Source organism: Rhodococcus sp. JS3073 (assembly GCF_026810085.1).
Lineage (GTDB): Bacteria > Actinomycetota > Actinomycetes > Mycobacteriales > Mycobacteriaceae > Rhodococcus_F > Rhodococcus_F wratislaviensis.
The window spans coordinates 6726070-6743459 of the sequence record NZ_CP113951.1 but is presented as its reverse complement, the minus strand read 5'-3'; the positions used below and the strand labels follow the sequence as shown (position 1 = coordinate 6743459).

Sequence of the window (17390 nt, the reverse complement as noted above, 5' to 3'; positions counted from 1 at the left end):
TTCCCGGGATGTGGCGTACTGTCAGCACTATCGGAGCCGTCCAGGTTCCGCATTCAGGGATGGTCCATGGCTGACAAATCGCCCCGCAATTCCATGTCGAAGAAATCCGGTAAGTCGCTGAAGGAGAAGCGCGCCGAGAAGAAGATGAAGACGACCGGACAGAGCGATCCGGAAATCGTCTCGCACGTCAAGAAGCGCTAGCGCCCGTGCGCCTTTCTGGTAGCAGCAGCAACCACAAAGGCGCACAAGCCGTCAGGCGACGACGGACCGCTGGGGGACGCCCGAATACTCGCTGAGCGGGCGGATCAGACTGTTCGACGCGCCCTGCTCGATGATGTGGGCGGTCCACCCGGTGATCCGGCTCATCACGAACATCGGCGTGAACATTTCCACGTCGAATCCCATCAGGTAGTACGCCGGACCGGTCGGGAAGTCGAGATTCGGCGCGATCCCGGTGGCGCCGGACATCGTCTTCTCCAGGATGTCGTACATCCGCACCCACCTCTCGCCGCCGGTGGCGGCGGCGACGTCGTGCAGCGCCGCCTTCATGGTCGGCACCCGCGAGTCACCGTTCTTGTAGACCCGGTGACCGAAACCCATCACCTTGTCCCTGGCGGCGAGTTTGCCCAGCAGCCACTCCTCGGCGCGGTCCGGATCGCCGATCTCGAGCATGTCGTGCATGACGGCCTCGTTGGCGCCGCCGTGCAGCGGACCCTTCAACGCCCCGATCGCCGCGGTGACCGCACTGTAGATGTCGGACAGTGTCGACGTCACCACGCGGGCCGCGAACGTGGACGCGTTGAAACTGTGCTCCGCATACAGGATCAGCGACACCTCGAATGCCGTGACGACGGCCGGATCGGGCACTTCCCCGAAGCACATGTTCAGGAAGTTCTCCGCGAACCCCAGGTGCGAGTGCGGTGCGATCGGGTCCTGTCCGCGCCTGCGCCGGAAGTCGGCGGCCACGATCGTGGGCAGCACCGCCGTCATGCGCAGCGCCTTCGCGACGTTCTCGGACGGTGAATTGTCATCCTCCGCCGGGTCTTCCGCGCCGAGGTAGCTGATCGCCGTGCGCACCACGTCCATGGGGTGGCAGTTGTCGGGCATCTTCGCCAGCAGCGACAGCAGGGAGCGGTCCGCGCGGCGTGCCGCCCGCTCACGCTGGCAGAGCAGTTCCAGTTGCGCGGGGGTCGGGAGTTCGCCGTACCAGAGCAGGTACGCCACCTCCTCGAAGCTGCAGTGCGCCGCCAGGTCCTGCACCGCGTAACCGCGGTAGGTCAGCGAATTGGTCTCCGGCACCACCTTGGAGATGGCGGTGGTGTCGACGACGACACCGGCCAGCCCCTTGTAGATGGTGGGAATTGCTTCGGTCATGACCCACTCCCCTCGATCCGGAAATTGAAGATGCCGCAGTCGAATTCGTTGTAGCGCTCGTAGTCGAGCAGTTCGTAGAGCCGACTGCGGTGCTGCATCCGATCGAGCAGACCGGCCTGCGTTCCCTCCTCGGCGATCTGCCGCAGTCCGGCCTCGGCCGCGTACATCGCGAGCCGCAGCGTGGTCACCGGGTAGATCACCGCGTTGTACCCGATGTCCTGCAGCGTCGTCGCCGAAATCAGCTCGGATTTACCGAATTCCGTCATGTTCGCGAGCAACGGGACGGCGATGCCCGCGCGGAACTTCTCGAACTCCGACTCGTCGGCGAGGGCCTCGGTGAACACGAGGTCCGCGCCGGCGTCGACGTACGCCTTGGCCCGGTCGATCGCCGCGTCGAGTCCCTCGATTCCGCGGGCGTCGGTGCGGGCGCAGATCACGAAGTTCGGATCGCGGCGCGCCGAGGCCGCCGCCCGGATCCTCCGCACCATCTCGTCCGCCGGCACCACCGCCTTGCCGTCGAGGTGGCCGCAGCGTTTCGGGTTCACCTGGTCCTCGAGGTGGCAGCCGGCGATGCCGGCGTCCTCGAGGACGGTGACGGTGCGCGCCGCGCTCATCGGTTCCCCGAATCCGGTGTCGGCGTCGATCAGGACCGGCAGGTCGGTGACGCGGGCGATCTGCTGCCCCCGTCCCGCGACCTCGGTCAGGGTGGTCAGTCCGATGTCGGGCAGGGCGAGGTCCGCGGAGACGACGGCGCCCGAGACGTAGACGCCCTCGAAGCCGATGTCCTGGATCAGCTTGGCCACCAACGGGTTGAAGGCGCCGGGCAGGCGCTGCAGCGTGCCCGAGCCGAGCCCGGCCCGGAACGCCTTCCGCTTGTCGGCCGCCGACGTGGCCGCGGCGATCAGCCCGGTCATCAGAACAGTCCCTTCGGCAGCTTCGGTGCGCGGGCGAGCACGTCCTCCGTCACGGTGAACGTCAACTGGTCCAGCTCACCGGGCAACAGGTCGGCAGCGCGGTACGCGGCGTGGAGGAAGCGGTCCTGCTCGGCGGGCGCGACCACAGCGTCGGCGAGGGTGCGGAACTTGGCGACGTACTGGTCGCGGGCGAACGGCCGGGCACCGAGCGGATGCGCGTCCGCGACGGCGAGTTCGTCGACGAGAACCTCCCCGCTCTTCAGCGTGATCTCGGCACGGGCGCCGAACGCCTTCTCGTCCGGGTCGGTCGAGTGGTAGCGGCGCGTCCACTCCGGGTCCTCGGCGGTGGAGATCTTGCGCCACAACTCCACCGTGTCGGGGCGCTGCGCCCGCTCGGGGGCGTAGGAGCGCTCGTGGTGCCACGTCCCGTCCTGCAACGCGACGGCGAAGATGTACATCACCGAGTGGTCGAGCGTCTCGCGGGAGGCGGTGGGGTCGAACTTCTGCGGGTCGTTCGAACCGGTGCCGATCACGACGTGCGTGTGGTGGCTGGTGTGCAGCACGATCGACGCGATCTGCGACAGATCCCCGATCCGCTCCCGCATCCGGCGCGCGAGGTCGATGGGCGCCTGACTCTGGTACTCGGCCGAGTGTTCCTTGGTGTAGCTGTCGAGGATCGCACGCTTGTCCTCACCCGGGCCGGGCAACGCAACGTGGTACTCCTTGTCCGGTCCGCCGAGCAGCCACGCGATGACACCGTCCTCCCCCTCCCAGATCGGCGACGGAGACCCCTCGCCCCGCATCGCCCGATCCACGGACTCGACGGCCACCTTGCCGGCGAGCGCCGGGGCGTACGCCTTCCAACTGGAGATCTCGCCCTTGCGCGACTGCCGCGTCGCTGTCGTCAGGTGCAGGGCCTGACCGATCGCCTGGTACACCGTGTCCGTGTCGAGGCCGAGTGCGGTGCCGATCCCGGCCGCCGCCGACGGGCCGAGATGCGCGACGTGGTCGATCTTGTGCTCGTGCAGGGAGATTGCTCGCACCAGGTCGATCTGAACCTCGTAGCCGGTGGCGAGGCCGCGGATCAGGTCGCGTCCGCCGAGGCCGGCGTGCTGGGCGACCGCGAGGATCGGCGGAATGTTGTCACCGGGGTGCGAGTACTCGGCGGCGAGGAACGTGTCGTGGAAGTCCAACTCCCGCACCGCGACCCCGTTGGCCCAGGCCGCCCATTCGGGCGAGTAGGTTCCGCCGACACCGAACACAGTCGACCCTGGGCTGTAGGGATGCGACTGCACCTGCGCCCGGGCATTCGACACGGGGCGGCGGGTCAGTGAGGCCGCGGCGACGGCGGCGTTGTCGATGATCCGGTTGACGATCATCTCCGCCGTCGCTCCGGACACCTCGACGGGGTCGGTGGCCACTTCCGCGATCTTCCAGGCCAGGTGTTCGTTTCTGGGGAACTCCTCCGCCGAGCGTCGCGTGCGTACGAGATGTGTCTTCATCGTTTCCTCCCGTGGTCCTCGTCCTTCCTTTCGCACGCTACGCAGAGGTCTCGGGGGCAAGAAAGACCTCGCAAAGGCCTATTCGTGCGTATCGAACCCGGCAAACTTGCGAATGCTGCGAATTCTCGTTGGGTACTGTCTGTGGCGCGGCGAGCAAGGAGTGGGACGCATGAAGAAGATGTACGCCGGACCCCGGCTGCGGCGGCTCCGGGCGGAACGCCGGCTGTCGCAACTGGCTCTCGCGAAGAGCCTCGGGCTGTCGCCGAGCTACGTCAATCAGCTCGAGAACGACCAGCGGCCGCTCACGGTGCCGGTACTGCTCAAGCTGAACGAGGTGTTCGATCTCGACGTCCAGTTCTTCGCCTCCGACACCGATGCCCGCCTGGTCGCGGACGTGCACGAGGCGCTGGTGGACACGTCGGAGTCCGGCGAGGTGTCGCTGGCGGAGATCGACGAACTCGTCGCCCGGATGCCCGCCGTGGGGCGAACACTCGTGATGCTGCACCGCCGGTTGCGGGCGACCACCGACCAACTCGACCAGTTCTCCGCCCAGATCTCCGGGGACGCCGCGCCGGATCCGGCGCACGTGCCGATGCCCTACGAGGAGGTGCGGGACTTCTTCTACGATCGGCGCAACCACATCGGTCGCCTCGACGACGCCGCCGAGGAGATGTTCAGGAGCAACGGACTGACGATCGGCGCGCTCGACCTCCAGTTGGCCCGCATCCTCCGCGACCGGCACGGGGTGACCGTGCGCATCCGCACCGACGAACCGGATCAGCTGGGCCCCAAGCGACTGTACGATGCCGAGGCAGGCACGCTGACGCTGGCCCGACGGCTCACCGCCGGTCAGCGCGCGTTCCAGATCGCGATGCAGGTGGCGTTCTTCACGCAGTCGGAGACGATCGACGCGATCGTCGCGGAGGACGAGTCGTTGACCGCCGAATCCGCGGCGCTCGCGCGAATCGGGCTGGCTCACTACTTCGCCGGGGCACTGGTCCTTCCGTACACGCTGTTCCTGGGCGCCGCCGAATCGCTCCGCTACGACATCGACCTGCTGAGCCTGAAGTTCGAGGTGGGGTTCGAGACGATCTGTCACCGGCTGTCGACGCTGCAACGACCGGGTCAGCGCGGCGTGCCGTTCTTCTTCGTCCGCACCGACCGCGCCGGGAATATCTCGAAGCGTCAGTCCGCCACCGCGTTTCACTTCTCCCGAGTGGGCGGCAGCTGCCCGCTGTGGGTGGTCCACGAGGCATTCGCGAATCCGGGGAGGATCCTCACGCAGGTGTCGAAGATGCCGGACGGGCGCGCCTACCTGTGGATCGCGCGGACCACCCACAGCGGCGGTCTCGGTTACCTCGCTCCGGAACGGAATTTCGCGATCGGTCTCGGCTGCGACCTCGGGTACGCCGATCGGCTGGTCTATTCGCGTGGAATCCAGACGGACGACCCGAGCACGGTCGTCCCGATCGGCGCGGGCTGCAAGGTGTGCGACCGGCCCGCGTGCGCGCAACGCGCCTTCCCTCAACTGGGCCGGGCCGTACTCGTCAACGAGGACAGCAGCGCCCATCTCCCCTATCCGCAGGGCCGGTAGGCGCTCCGCGCCCGTGCGTGGTTAAGGAGTCCGGAGACTCGTCAACCGCTCACGGGCGGTAACGCTGTTCGCAATCGTGACGAATAGGACTTCGGATGCTCCTTCGTCCGGGGTGAGCGCCTGCGACACGGGTGGGGGCACATGAGCGACGGGGCGGACAGGCGCAAAGACCGCTGGACGACGGCACTCGTCGTGGTGTCGATCATGGCGTGCGGGGTGATCGTCGCGGGACTGCTCGATTCCGGATCCGGCACGGCCACTGTCGAGGACGCAGCTGGGCTTCCGTCGTACGTCACCCCGACGGTCGAGTATCCCGTCGACATCCCCGGTTGCGCGACGGTGGAACCGCCGTCGGAAGGGGAAGCCTTCGCCATGTGGGTCGGAGGCGAGCAGAGTTACGACAACCCGCGTTACCCGTGGTTCTCGGCACTCAAGGCCTCGGCCATGACTGCCGCCGTCCAGGGCGCCCTGCCGGAGGCGGTGGAGATCCCCCTCGTCAGCCCCACGGAGTCGTTGCTGTTCGAGCCGATTCCGGAGTACGAGCAGCCACCGGACGTCGAGGACGACTTCGGCGGCGTCACCAGCGCTCGGGGACCACTGCTCCGGGACTCTTCCCCCGGGTCGCTGTGGTTGTCGGTCAGCAAGGCGGACAGGCCGATTCCGCCGTGTGTGGCCGGGGAACTCGACAGTCGCACGACGCTGCCCGACGGCACGGTGCTGGATGCGGACGACACGTGGTCCGAGTACGAGGGCCACCGCACACTGTCCCGGAGTGTCGCCGGCTACTTCCCGGACGGCACCTGGATCCACGCCAACGCCACCGACGAGAACTTCGCCGAGGCCGACCCGGGCAACAAGTACAGCGGCACCATCCCACTGACCCTCGACGAACTCTCCGCCATCGTGCTGCGCCCCGAACTGCGGGTGAGCACACCCGTTCCACCGGGTACTCCACCTCCCCCGACATCATGCGGGTCCGGGATCGGCTCCGAGGACGACGGGCCGGCGCTGACCCGCGCCGATCTGGACAGGCTGAATGCCGTGCTCGACGACGCCTGGCGCGACCGGAATATCGCGCTGTCGAAACCGCTCGGATCGCTGCAACTGGCCGAGTACAGCGACAACGCGGTGTGTGAGAGTGTCGACGTCACCACACCCGGATCCGAGGGGACCCTGCGGATCTCGATTGAGGGCGGCTACACCGTTCCGCCCGAGCCGGACAAGTACGACCCGTCCTACGACCCGCAGGCCGCGAAGGCCACCCGACTGCCGGACGGCTCCGTATTGGAGCGACGGGAGGGGTACACCTCCGCGGCGTCCGACCCCGGTGAACCCGCCGTCGACGAGGCCGGCCGTTACGTGACGCTGACACGGCCGTCGGGCATCCGGGTGTCGGTCAGCTCGACCTCCACGCTGTCGGCCACCCCGCTCCCCTACGAGCTTCTCGAATCCCTGGCCACGATCCCCGGACTGGAGTTGTAGCCGACATGGGCCTCGACACGAGCACCCGAAATCTCTGGGCCGCAGCGCTCGTGGCGGTCGTGACCGTCGCCGGCGCGGTCGCCACCGTGATCGTGCACGAACCGGAATATCAGGAGGTGAACATCCCCGTGGTCACCGGCTTTGTGGGTCCCGACGCCCCGGAGGCGTCGCCCGGGGCACCGGGCCCCGAGTGGTCGCTGGATGCGGCAGCCACCTACGATCGACAGTTCGCCGTCTTCCGCAACCCTGTGTACGGCAGCGGATTCGACTCGGGCGAGCCGGGATTCGTCGACGCCGGACAGGTGCTGGTCACCATGATCGGGTTGGTGAACCAGCAGACGTCCGGGCTGGACGAGACGCGGTTGGCCGGGGTGGACGCCGACACCGGATCGGTGCGCTGGGAGACGCCGGTCGAGTCGCTGGGCGGGTGCGCCGACACCCTGGCTGCCGGGCGGATGGTCTGTTACACGACTCCCTTCGAGGACGCACCCGTCATCCTGGCGGTCGACACCGAGAACGGCTCCGTGACCCGCACTCCCACCGATTGGACGATCCTCGCGATGACGGCTGCCGACGACTGGCTGTACGTGATGGAAGGCGACCCGGAATCCGATGACATCCGGGTCCACAGCGGTGTGCCCACCGACCCCGATGCCCGCTGGTCGCAGCGGTTCGACCTCGGCTCGGCGTGGGAGGACGCGTTCGGCCACCTCATGAGCACCGAGCACGGTCAGGGTGTGCTCGAACTCGGCGGGGAGGTGGCGGGGTTCGACCTCGCGACCGGGACACCGACGTTCACCCGCACTCTGCCCGACTGCACGCAGTCCGCCCGGGCCACCGAGGGCGGGGTGGTTATCCGCGTCCACAGCGACTGCACCCTCAGCACGGTGCTGGGCTCCGAGGCCGTCGATCGCACCGGTCGCGTCCTCGCGGCATCGGACGTGGAGGCGGTGCACACCCTCGCAGCCGATCGCCCCGCCGACACCACGATTCCGGTGCTGCTCGGTGACGGCGCCTACGACCGGATGACGGGCGAACTGCTGTGGACGAGCTCGGATCTCGTGTCGACGCCGCGAGTCAACACTCCGGAGTCGTACGGCCCGAACACCACGCAGGGCACCGCCGTCGCCGTCCTGGGGGATGTCGCGTTGCTGCGCGACTACGAGGGCAAGACGGAAGCCGCACTCGACCTGAGGTCCGGGAAACGGCTGTGGCAACGAAACTCCGACTCGTACGGCACCGTCGTCGCCGCAGAGGGCGACACCGCAGTGTTGCTCGAATCCGATGTCCTGCGGGCCGAGAACGTCCGGTCCGGCGAGGAACTGTGGGCGCTCCCCCTGCAGACCGTGATCGACGACGACTCGTGGGGCAGCACACCCGTCGTCGCGGCGTCGGACACCCGCCTGGTCTACCTGACGTCGGGGACGATGGTCGGGTTGGGCGCGGCGAAGTGAGTCGCTACGCGGCGGGCCGGACGAAGTGGACGACCTGGCTGACGTTGAGCTGCCACCGCTCCTGCACGGCGAAACCGTAGGACCGCACGACGCGGAAGTTGGCGCCGAGCGCCACCGGATCACGGGAATCGACGGCGGACCCGGTGTGGCTGTCGACACCCGCGGAGCGGTCGGTCAGCAGCCAGATCGCCGGACAGCTCCTGATCTGGTCCGCGATGCGATCTGGCGCCAGCGTCTCGTCCCACAATCCGCCCAGTTCCGCGGCCGTCGATCCCCGCGAGATGTCGCGGAGGGCGGCGAAGGCGGGCGGATCCACCGCCTCGAGGGTGCGCATCGGGCCGGGATTCCACGCGTTCTTCAGGTCGTACAGCACGCAGTCGCCGGGTGCCGCCTCGGATTCGACGAGGTCCGCGACGCGGCTGTAATCCATGCCGCTCGGCTTGGCATACGGTCCGCGCTGCACGAGGTAGTGCGGCAGGGCGACGGCACCGAACAGCGCGAGGATCACCGCGAGAAGGGGCGTCGACCGTCGTCCGGCGAGGCCGGCGATCCACACCGTCGACTGTCCGAGGAGCAGTGCGAACGCGGGGGCGGTGAACGTGAAGTAGCGACCCAGATACACGTTCTGCGACGTCAGCGAATACAGCAGGACCAGCGCGGTGGGCACCAGGAGCCAGGGCACGGCCGTCGCGAGAAGCGCGGGCTGTTCGCCGTCCCGGCAGTCACGCCCACGAACGATGCCGACCGTCACTCCGGCGACGACGAGCAGTCCGGAGACGACGGCGACCGGAAGTGCGTTGTCGAAGTACTGCTCGACGAGCACGATCCACACGAGATCGAAATTCCTGCCGTCGATCCACGAAACCTGATCCGCCTGCGACTGCACCAGCACGGTCACCGGCGCCGCGATCGCGATGCCCGCGCCTGCCGCCAGGAGGAAGGACCCGACACCGCGACGTCCGGTCCTCGTCATCGCGAGCGTCGCGACGTGCGCGGCGACGATCAGGATGCTGTAGAGGAACACCGTGGTCGAGAGCGCGACGAGCAGCGTGTACAGCACCCAGGCGGTGCCCGCCCGCCGGCGCACGGCCACGACGAACACGACGGTCACCCACACCGCCAGCGCCGCGGACACCGCGTACGAGCGCGCCTCGATGCCGGCGGACGTCACCCGCGGCAGGGTCGCGAACACGAGCGCCGCGACCAGCGCCACCCGTCGCGTCGACACCAGCTTTCCGAGCACGACGAGCCCGGCGGCGCCGATCCCCACGGCCACCACGCTGGGCAGTCGCACCCAGAACTCGGTCAGGGGGACGACGCGCAGCCACGCATGCATTCCCAGGTAGTACGCGCCGTGGACGGCGTCGACGTCGAACAGCAACCGCACCATGTCGGGGATCTCGCGCCCCGCGACCGAGACGGTGGCCGCCTCGTCGTGCCAGAACGACGGCGACCAGGACCGGAAGCCCGAGATCGCGACCGCCACGAGTCCGAGGAGGAGCGGGTCGCACCATCTCGTGAACGCCCGGGTTCCCCGCTCCGCACCGGTGGGCCGCGACTCACTGGCCAGCACGGGCGGGGGCGACGTCATCTCGCGGTTCCTCGAGGTAGGTGAAATCAATGACCTACGTGGAGACCGTTCCGGAGTGCGTCCCCGTTACTACCCGGCGGGCGAGTCCTGCGCACCGAGCCGCCACAGCGACGTCACTTCCCGCCTGCGCGCGGCGTGCAGCGCATCCGAACGGTCGGCGACCTTGCCATGCCGGGGCGCCACGTCGCGGCGCCCGAGGACGGTCAGTCCGGCGTCGGCGATCAGGGTCAGCAATTCCTCGCGGGTCCGCAGTCCGAGGTGCTCGGCGATGTCGGACAGGATGAGCCAGCCCTCTCCCCCGGGCTCGAGGTGCTCGGCCAAGCCGCCCAGGAAACCGCGCAGCATCCGGCTGTCCGGGTCGTAGATCGCGTACTCGATCGGCGACGTGGGGCGGGCGGGAATCCACGGCGGGTTGCACACGACCAGCGGTGCCCGGCCCTCGGGGAACAGATCCGTTTCCACCACCTGCACCTGACCGGCGTAGCCGAGCCGGTCCAGGTTCGCCCGGGCGCAGGCGAGCGCGTTCGCGTCGAGTTCGGTCGCGATCACCTTCTCGACGCCGCGGTGCGCGAGGACGGCGGCCAGCACACCGGTGCCGGTGCCGATGTCGAACGCCGTTACGAGGGACGGGAGCGGGGTGTCGGCGACGAGGTCGACGTATTCGCCGCGAATCGGTGAGAACACGCCGTAACCGGGGTGGATGCGAGCCCCGAGGGCGGGGATCTCGACGCCCTTCTTCTGCCACTCGTGGGCGCCGATCGCCCCGAGCAGGTCGCGCAGTGTGGTGACCGTCGGCTGGTCTGTGGGTCCGTACGCCTCGAGCACCGCCTGCCGGACGTCGGGGGCGCGTCGCAGCGGGACGGTCTGGTCGGCGTCGAACGGCACCAGCAGCATCCCCAGGATCCCCGCCCGCCGCGACTGCGTCTGCCGGTGCAGGTGGAACGCGGTGGCGGGGTCGGTGGACGTTTTGCGGGTCTTGCGGTCGGTGCGGGCGGCGACGGCGGTGCCGAGTTGGCGGGCGTTGTGGAAGTCGCCGCGCCACAGCAGGGCCGTCCCCTCACACGCCAGGCGGTAGGCCTCGTCGGCGGTCATCGAGTCGTCGGCCACCCGGATCTTCTTCGGGGGCGTCGCCCCGCTGGTGGACCGCCACACCGCCGAATGCTCGGTGCCGTCCTCGGTCCAGCGGACGAACTCGGTTTCCATGAGGGAGAGCCTAGGCCTACGGCCCGTGAGTGGTTAACGAGTGCAGGCACTCGTTAACCACTCACGGGTGGCGAAGCCGCCTCACCGGAGGGTGAGAACACTTTTCCCGACGGTTCGGCGGTGTTCGAGATCGAGCAGGGCCTCGGCGGCTGCATCGAACGGGTACCGCGTCGGCTCCGGAATCGTCAACGCGCCCGACGACAGAAGTGGGAACAATTCGCTCCACTGCGCGGACAATCGTCCGGGGTCCTCGGCCCACCACGAGCCCCACGCGACTCCCACTGCGGACGCGTTCTTCAGGAGCAGTCGGTTCACCTTCACCGTGGGGATGTCCCGGCCGGTGAAACCCATCACGAGAATCCTCCCGCCCGTCGCCAGGGATCGGACGCTGTCGGTGAAGCGATCGCCCCCGACCGGGTCGACCACGACGTCCACCCCGCGGCCGTCGGTGATCGCGAGGACCTCGTCCCGCCAATTCCCGGTGGCCACGACATCGGAGGCGCCGAGACCCCGCACGTATTCCGCCTTCTCCTCACTACTGACGACCGCGATGGTCCGCGACGCACCGAGGTGAGGTGCCAGTGTGATCGCGGCGGTGCCGATGCCTCCCGCCGCGCCCTGGACGAGTACCGACTCACCCTCCTCGAGGCGTCCACGACGAACCAGCGCGAAATGCACGGTGAGGTAGTTGAACAGCAGTGCGGCGCCCGCGGACATCGAAATCGTGTCGGGAAGTGGAAAAGTCGTCTCCGGCGGCAGTGCGACGACGTCGGCCATCGCGCCCCCCACACCGGTCAATCCGACGACCCGGTCCCCGGGGGAATATCCGCTGCCGTCCGGCGCTGACCGCACGATCCCGGCGACCTCGCCGCCGGGGACGAAGGGAAGTTCCGGCTTGTACTGGTACAGGCCCTGGGTGAGAAGAAGATCCGGGAACGACACCCCGACCGCGTGAACCTCGACCAGGATCGCGAATTCGTCCGCGACGGGCTCGTCGACCTCGACCGGGGCGAGCGCCCGGGGACCGTCGAGCGCGGTGACCCTCATTGCGCGCACGCGGTTGCCCCCGCTGATGTGGTCGGGAGTTCGCGGACGGCCGCCCGGCGCAACTTGCCGACTTCGGTGCGCGGGAGTTCGGGACGGAAGTCGACGACCTTGGGTGCCGCGTAGGGTCCGACCCGCTGCGCGACAAGGTGTTTCAGTTGCGTGACGAGGTCGCTGTCGTCGGCCCGGGTGTCCGCGCGGACGACGACAACCCGGACCACTCCGCCCCGGATCGGATCGTCGTACGCGACTGCCGCGGCGTCGGCGACCGCCGGGTGCTGCAACAGCGCGTTCTCGACCTCGACCGGGCTGATGTTGTGGCCCGACGCGATGATCATGTCGTCGTCCCGGCCGAGTATCTGCCACCGTCCGTCAGGGTCTGTGACGGCCCGGTCCTCGGTGAGGAACACGTCGCCGCGCCAGCGGTCGGCCCACAGATCGGGGGCGTTCTCGTACCCGCTGGACATCTGGTGCCGGGGCCGCCGTACCGCGATCAGGCCCGGTTGGCCCTCGGCCACCGGTTGACCGTCTCGGTCCGCGAGGAAGGTGTCGAAACCCGGAATCGTGGCGGACATCCAGCCCGGACCGGACCGCGTTTCGGTGCCCTGGGTGTCGCCCAGCAGCATGCCGACCTCGGACAGTCCGTACCCGTTGCGCACGGCGGGCGCACCGGTGCCGGCCCAGGCCGCGGCGACCGCGGCGGTCAGTGGTTCGCCGGCAGCGGCCACGGTGCGGAGCGTCGGCGGCACCCCGTCCTGCGCGAAGGTCGCCGTCAGTCGCCGCAACGCGGCCGGCGCGGTGGTGAGGATCGTGGCCTTCTCTTCCCGGATGACGCGATGCCAGGCCTCGGGGACGAACTTCCCGGAGTACATGACGCGCGGCACGCCCAGCGCCATGACAGCGGCACCGGTGCTGTACAGCCCGAACGCCCACGCCGGATCCGACGTCGAGAAGACGACGCTGTCGCGGGTCGCCCCGAGAACACTCTTCGCGTAGGGCAGGACGGAGACGAAAGTGGCGTGGGTCATGGTGCACGCCTTCGGTGTTCCGGATGTTCCGCTGGTGAACAGCAGGGTGGCGGTGTCCCCGAGTGCCGTGGTCGCGAGCGGGCCGTCGGCGTCGGCCCGCTCGGCCTCCGTCCAGAAGGACCGGTCGCCCGTGCCGGCCGCGACGTCGCCGACGACGAACACGGCCGGATCGAGTCCGTGGGTCCCCTGCGCCTCCGCGAGGGCCGGTCGGTACCGCTGATCGACCACGACCGCGCGGACTCCCGCCGCGTCGAGGCGCAGGCCGATCGCGTCCGGGGCGAACCCGCCGAACAAGGGCACGTACACCAGCCCGGAGCGCCACACCGCCAGTGCGGTGATCCAACTCTCGACCTGCCGCGAGAGCAGTCCGCCGACGCGATCTCCCCGCTTCAGCCCCGCGCGGGCGAACACCCGTGCCGCCTTGGCGGCGAGCCTGTCGAGTTCGCGGTACGTCCAGCGGTCGGCCGAGCCGTCCTCGTGCCGGACGGTGAGCGCCACCCGGTTCGGGTCGGTCGCATAGCGGGTGCAGATTTCGTGGGCGGTGTTGAAGTCGCCACCGAACGGGTCGCGGTCCAGCAGGGATTCGATGTCCTGCCAGGCGCCGGCGAGTGCGGACGTGGCGAGTCTGTCGAGAGGCATCAGTGATTCACCTTTGCAGTTTTCGTCAGGGTCAGGACCAGCACCGTGATGGCGCACGCCGCGGCGATGTACGCGGCCAGGGCCCACGACCCGTCCGTCTCGGCAGCGATCGCCACCGCGATGAACGGTGCGGGAGCGCTGAAGACGACACCACCGAACTGATAGGCGACGGACGCGCCGGTGTACCGGACTTCGGCCGGGAACAGACCGGTGACGTATCCGGCCACCGCGGAATAGGTGACGGCGTGACCGATGGTGATTATCAGAATCATCGCCAGCAGGACGGCGACACCCGCGCCGGTCGACAGCAACCAGAAGAACGGATACGCGATCGCCGCCATGTAGAGGGACCCGTAGATCAACATCTTCCGTGCTCCGATCCGGTCCGCGATCATCGACGCGTAGGGCACGGACAGGATGTCGAGGACACACGCGACGAGGATGCTCAACAGAATCGTCTGCCGCGAGATTCCGAGTTCCTTCGGACCGTACGACAGGACGAAGACGGTGACAAGGTAGAACGGCACGAGGGAGGCGGCCTGGGTGAGAATCCCGACGCCCAGCGCGCGCTTCTCGCCCCGCAGGACCGCGAGGATCGGGAAGTCGGCAATCTTCTTGTTGCGCTTGACGTTCTCGAACTCCGGCGATTCGACGACCTTCAGTCGCACGTACATTCCGACCGCGACCAGCCCGGCGCTGGCCAGGAACGGCAGCCGCCATCCCCATGCCTGCACCTGATCCTCCGGAAGCTGCTCGACCAGGAGGAACGCGAGCGTCGCGAGTACGAGTCCGGCAGGAACGCCGGCCTGAGGCCAGCTGCCGTAGAACGCCCGCTTCTCGCGCGGTGCGTGTTCGACGGCCATCAGTACCGCGCCGCCCCATTCTCCGCCGACCGCGAAGCCCTGTGCCAGGCGCGCGAGGACGAGCAGCACGGGCGCCGCGAGACCGATCGCTCCGTAGGTGGGGATGAGTCCGATCGCGACCGTCGACGAACCCATCAGTACCAGGGAGAACACCAGCATCTTCTTGCGGCCGATCCGGTCTCCGAAGTGCCCGAAGACGATCGCGCCTGCGGGACGCGACACGAACGCGACACCGAATGTCGCGAACGCTGCCAGCGTTCCCGACAGCGGACTCAACGACGGGAAGAACGCCTTGCCGAATACCAGGGCGGCCGCGGTCCCGAAGATGAAGAAGTCGTACCACTCGATTGCCGTTCCGACGAAGGACGCGAAGGCAACCTTCCGGGGTTTGACCCGCGTGACCTCCAGGTCGTCGATGACTCTCATATCGAATCTCCCATCGCTGCTGATGTGGGGCGGTGCGGTTGCCGTGTGTCCATCCGGTGCCACCGCGGTTGTGAGCGGGCCGTCGGGCCTCGTCCGGGGTTCGCCGATCGGACATCGTCCGCGCCGTCACCCCGTGTGGCCACGGTCACAGGTCTAGCACATCCCGAACGTCGACCGCAAGACATCTTGTACCGATCGATCCACATTCTGACCTCGCGTAGTAAATGATCATATGCACTGTTCAACGAGATGTTTGCAATCATCCTGGACTATTCTTGGATCGATCAGTACATTTTCGTTCATGAACGAGAACGATCACGACGACACCCGCGTCGCGCTGGTCTCCGGCGGCTCCCGCGGCATCGGGGCCGCCGTCACCACAGCCCTGACGCAGCGCGGCTGCCGAGTGGGATGCACGTACCGAACCGGTCGTGACGACGCCGAGAAGCTCGCCGCAGACGCCCCCGAACAGGTGCTCCCGATCCGCTTCGACCTGCACGACGACACCACGGCGCCCACCGCGGTGGAACGCGTCGTCACCCACTGGGGACACCTCGATTCGCTCGTCCTGAACGCGGGCCAGTGGTCGGGCGGGCGGCTCGTCGAGACGGATCCGGACGCCTGGTGGAGCGTGATAGAGACGAACCTCCGAGGCACCGTCGCCCTCGCCCGGGCCGCCCTGCCCCACCTCGCGCACGGCAGGTCACCCAGCATCGTGCTGGTGTCGTCGGTCGTCGGCCTGATCGGTCACCCCGGCGACACCGCATACGCGGGTGCGAAGTCCGCGATGATCGGCTTCGGTCGGTCGCTCGCCAAGGAGGTCGCGCGTGACGGCATCCGGGTCAACGTGCTGGCCCCCGGCTTCGTCACCACCGACATGACCGACGCGGTGCCCGACTCCGCACGCAGGCGCATCGAACGAGAAACCGTCCTCGGCCGATTCGGCACCGTCGACGAAATCGCGAAGGCCGCAGTCTTTCTCAGCGAAGACGCCACATTCTGCACAGGCTCCGTCCTCACTGTCGACGGTGGCTGGGCGCTGTGACACACCACGACCGCAACGACCAACAACGAAGGGAATCAACACCATGACCGCGACACTCACGCATTCGGTCGGACTTCCGGAGTCGGAGTACCTGACGCTCCGGGACCGCATTTTCGAGGCGATCTGGTCCGAACTCGATCCGCTCGAACAACGGATCGAGGACGACGAGCAGGTTCCACACGACATCGTCATGCCCATCCTCGAGCGGATCGGGGCACTCGGCCTGCTCGTCCCCCGCGAGTACGGTGGCAGCGGCCTCTCGATCGCCCAGTACCTACCGATCATCGCCGAGTTCGCGAAGGTCCAGGGCGGGCTCCGGGTCATCGTCCACGTGCACAACTCCTTCGCCCACGCGCTCTCCGAGATCGGCAGCGACCGGCAGAAGGCGGACGTGCTGCAGGGCACGGCCACGGGCCGGAACTCGGTCGCGTTCGCGTTGACGGAGCCGGGTTTCGGGACGGGCGCGGACCTCGGGTCGACCGCGGTGCGCGACGGCGACGACTACGTCCTGAACGGCGAGAAGTGGTTGATCACCAACTCGGACATCGCCTCTCACTTCATCGTCTTCGCGAAGACGACCGCCACGGACGTCTCCGCGTTCCTCGTCCCCCGCGAGACCGACGGTCTCTCGATCGCAGCGCTTCCCGAGACGATGGGGTGCAAGGGCACCGAGCACGGACGCGTCACCCTCGATTCCGTCCGCGTTCCCGCCACCGCCCTCGTCGGCGCCGAAGGACAGGGAAACGAGCACCTCGAACGCGCACTGGAGATCAGCCGCGTATTCATCGCCGCGAGTTCGCTCGGCACGTCCGAGCGCGCCCTCGAACTGTCGATCGCCCACGCGAAGAGCCGTGTCACGTTCGGCAAGCCGATCGGCACACGACAGGCCATCCAGCGCTACCTGGCAGAGATGGCTACCGACGTCTATGCCCTGCGCGGGATCCTGGCCGACGCTGCACAGAAGTGGGATGCGGGCGAACGCATTCCAGCCGAGGCCAGCATGTGCAAGCTGTTCGGTCTCGAGGCCGTCGGCCGGGTGACCGACCGGGCACTGCTCATTCACGGCGGAATCGGATACACGCGCGCGCACCCGATCGAGCGCCTCTACCGCGACGCCCGCCTCAATTGGCTCGAGGAGGGGACACCGACGATCCAGTACCTGGTCACCGCGGGACGTCTGCTCGACGGGTACGCGTTCTCCGACGCCTTCGAGACGTCGCGCAATAACTGA

General features: G+C 68.2%; 14 protein-coding genes. 6 read left to right on the top strand and 8 right to left on the bottom strand.

Going from position 1 to position 17390, the window contains the following annotated elements; translation table 11 throughout:
- The first annotated feature begins 66 nt into the window (after nt 1-66).
- On the top strand, nt 67-201 hold the full coding sequence (locus OYT95_RS30590; protein WP_255221341.1) for a hypothetical protein: 135 nt from the start codon (nt 67-69) through the stop codon (nt 199-201).
- A 51-nt stretch (nt 202-252) separates the two neighbouring features.
- Here the strand turns inward: OYT95_RS30590 and OYT95_RS30585 are convergent, their stop codons facing one another.
- From OYT95_RS30585 to prpD, 3 genes are read right to left on the bottom strand one after another with little or no spacing between them, the layout of a single operon-like run.
- Nucleotides 253-1374 carry a bifunctional 2-methylcitrate synthase/citrate synthase gene (locus OYT95_RS30585; RefSeq protein WP_268789921.1) on the bottom strand — a complete coding sequence of 374 codons (1122 nt, stop codon included), beginning with the start codon at nt 1372-1374 and terminating at the stop codon, nt 253-255.
- Nucleotides 1371-2288, bottom strand: a complete 918-nt coding sequence (gene prpB / locus OYT95_RS30580; protein ID WP_268789920.1) for a methylisocitrate lyase — start codon at nt 2286-2288, stop codon at nt 1371-1373. Before prpB ends, OYT95_RS30585 begins: the two co-directional genes overlap by 4 nt.
- Nucleotides 2288-3790 carry a 2-methylcitrate dehydratase PrpD gene (prpD, locus tag OYT95_RS30575; protein ID WP_268789919.1) on the bottom strand — a complete coding sequence of 501 codons (1503 nt, stop codon included), beginning with the start codon at nt 3788-3790 and terminating at the stop codon, nt 2288-2290. Before prpD ends, prpB begins: the two co-directional genes overlap by 1 nt.
- A 169-nt stretch (nt 3791-3959) precedes the next feature.
- On the opposite strand from prpD, the gene OYT95_RS30570 reads away from it, so the two are divergent.
- The 3 genes from OYT95_RS30570 (at nt 3960) to OYT95_RS30560 (ending at nt 8320) form a co-directional block, all read left to right on the top strand.
- Nucleotides 3960-5384 (top strand): short-chain fatty acyl-CoA regulator family protein, encoded by a 1425-nt coding sequence (locus OYT95_RS30570; protein WP_268789918.1) that lies wholly within the window; start codon nt 3960-3962, stop codon nt 5382-5384.
- A 141-nt stretch (nt 5385-5525) separates the two neighbouring features.
- A complete protein-coding gene (locus tag OYT95_RS30565; protein WP_268789917.1) occupies nt 5526-6866 on the top strand; it encodes a hypothetical protein in 1341 nt (446 codons plus the stop codon).
- A 5-nt stretch (nt 6867-6871) separates the two neighbouring features.
- A complete protein-coding gene (locus tag OYT95_RS30560) occupies nt 6872-8320 on the top strand; it encodes an outer membrane protein assembly factor BamB family protein (protein ID WP_268789916.1) in 1449 nt (482 codons plus the stop codon).
- Nucleotides 8321-8324: 4 nt separating this feature from the next.
- Here the strand turns inward: OYT95_RS30560 and OYT95_RS30555 are convergent, their stop codons facing one another.
- The 5 genes from OYT95_RS30555 to OYT95_RS30535 form a co-directional block, all read right to left on the bottom strand.
- Nucleotides 8325-9911, bottom strand: coding sequence for a glycosyltransferase family 39 protein (locus OYT95_RS30555; RefSeq protein WP_268789915.1), 1587 nt, complete (start codon nt 9909-9911; stop codon nt 8325-8327).
- A gap of 69 nt (nt 9912-9980) precedes the next feature.
- Nucleotides 9981-11114, bottom strand: coding sequence for a methyltransferase (locus OYT95_RS30550; RefSeq protein WP_128641761.1), 1134 nt, complete (start codon nt 11112-11114; stop codon nt 9981-9983).
- Between the two features lie 81 nt (nt 11115-11195).
- Nucleotides 11196-12170, bottom strand: coding sequence for an NADPH:quinone oxidoreductase family protein (locus OYT95_RS30545; protein ID WP_268789914.1), 975 nt, complete (start codon nt 12168-12170; stop codon nt 11196-11198).
- Nucleotides 12158-13825 (bottom strand): AMP-binding protein, encoded by a 1668-nt coding sequence (locus OYT95_RS30540; RefSeq protein ID WP_268789913.1) that lies wholly within the window; start codon nt 13823-13825, stop codon nt 12158-12160. The genes OYT95_RS30545 and OYT95_RS30540 overlap by 13 nt, the downstream gene beginning before the upstream one ends.
- Entirely contained in the window at nt 13825-15114 is a 1290-nt protein-coding gene (locus OYT95_RS30535; protein WP_037226973.1) for an MFS transporter, read from the bottom strand. Before OYT95_RS30535 ends, OYT95_RS30540 begins: the two co-directional genes overlap by 1 nt.
- Before the next feature lie 301 nt (nt 15115-15415).
- Here OYT95_RS30535 and OYT95_RS30530 point away from each other — a divergent pair, with 301 nt between their 5' ends.
- A complete protein-coding gene (locus OYT95_RS30530) occupies nt 15416-16159 on the top strand; it encodes an SDR family NAD(P)-dependent oxidoreductase (RefSeq protein WP_037226970.1) in 744 nt (247 codons plus the stop codon).
- A 43-nt stretch (nt 16160-16202) separates the two neighbouring features.
- Nucleotides 16203-17390: an acyl-CoA dehydrogenase family protein gene (locus tag OYT95_RS30525; protein ID WP_268789912.1), complete on the top strand. Its 1188-nt coding sequence runs from the start codon at nt 16203-16205 to the stop codon at nt 17388-17390.

Coding starts and splice junctions, on each gene's coding strand:
- OYT95_RS30590 (WP_255221341.1), top strand. CDS start 67: ATGGCTGACAAATCGCCCCGCAATTCCATGTCGAAGAAATCCGGTAAG.
- OYT95_RS30585 (WP_268789921.1), bottom strand. CDS start 1,374: ATGACCGAAGCAATTCCCACCATCTACAAGGGGCTGGCCGGTGTCGTC.
- prpB (WP_268789920.1), bottom strand. CDS start 2,288: ATGACCGGGCTGATCGCCGCGGCCACGTCGGCGGCCGACAAGCGGAAG.
- prpD (WP_268789919.1), bottom strand. CDS start 3,790: ATGAAGACACATCTCGTACGCACGCGACGCTCGGCGGAGGAGTTCCCC.
- OYT95_RS30570 (WP_268789918.1), top strand. CDS start 3,960: ATGAAGAAGATGTACGCCGGACCCCGGCTGCGGCGGCTCCGGGCGGAA.
- OYT95_RS30565 (WP_268789917.1), top strand. CDS start 5,526: ATGAGCGACGGGGCGGACAGGCGCAAAGACCGCTGGACGACGGCACTC.
- OYT95_RS30560 (WP_268789916.1), top strand. CDS start 6,872: ATGGGCCTCGACACGAGCACCCGAAATCTCTGGGCCGCAGCGCTCGTG.
- OYT95_RS30555 (WP_268789915.1), bottom strand. CDS start 9,911: ATGACGTCGCCCCCGCCCGTGCTGGCCAGTGAGTCGCGGCCCACCGGT.
- OYT95_RS30550 (WP_128641761.1), bottom strand. CDS start 11,114: ATGGAAACCGAGTTCGTCCGCTGGACCGAGGACGGCACCGAGCATTCG.
- OYT95_RS30540 (WP_268789913.1), bottom strand. CDS start 13,825: ATGCCTCTCGACAGACTCGCCACGTCCGCACTCGCCGGCGCCTGGCAG.
- OYT95_RS30535 (WP_037226973.1), bottom strand. CDS start 15,114: ATGAGAGTCATCGACGACCTGGAGGTCACGCGGGTCAAACCCCGGAAG.
- OYT95_RS30530 (WP_037226970.1), top strand. CDS start 15,416: ATGAACGAGAACGATCACGACGACACCCGCGTCGCGCTGGTCTCCGGC.
- OYT95_RS30525 (WP_268789912.1), top strand. CDS start 16,203: ATGACCGCGACACTCACGCATTCGGTCGGACTTCCGGAGTCGGAGTAC.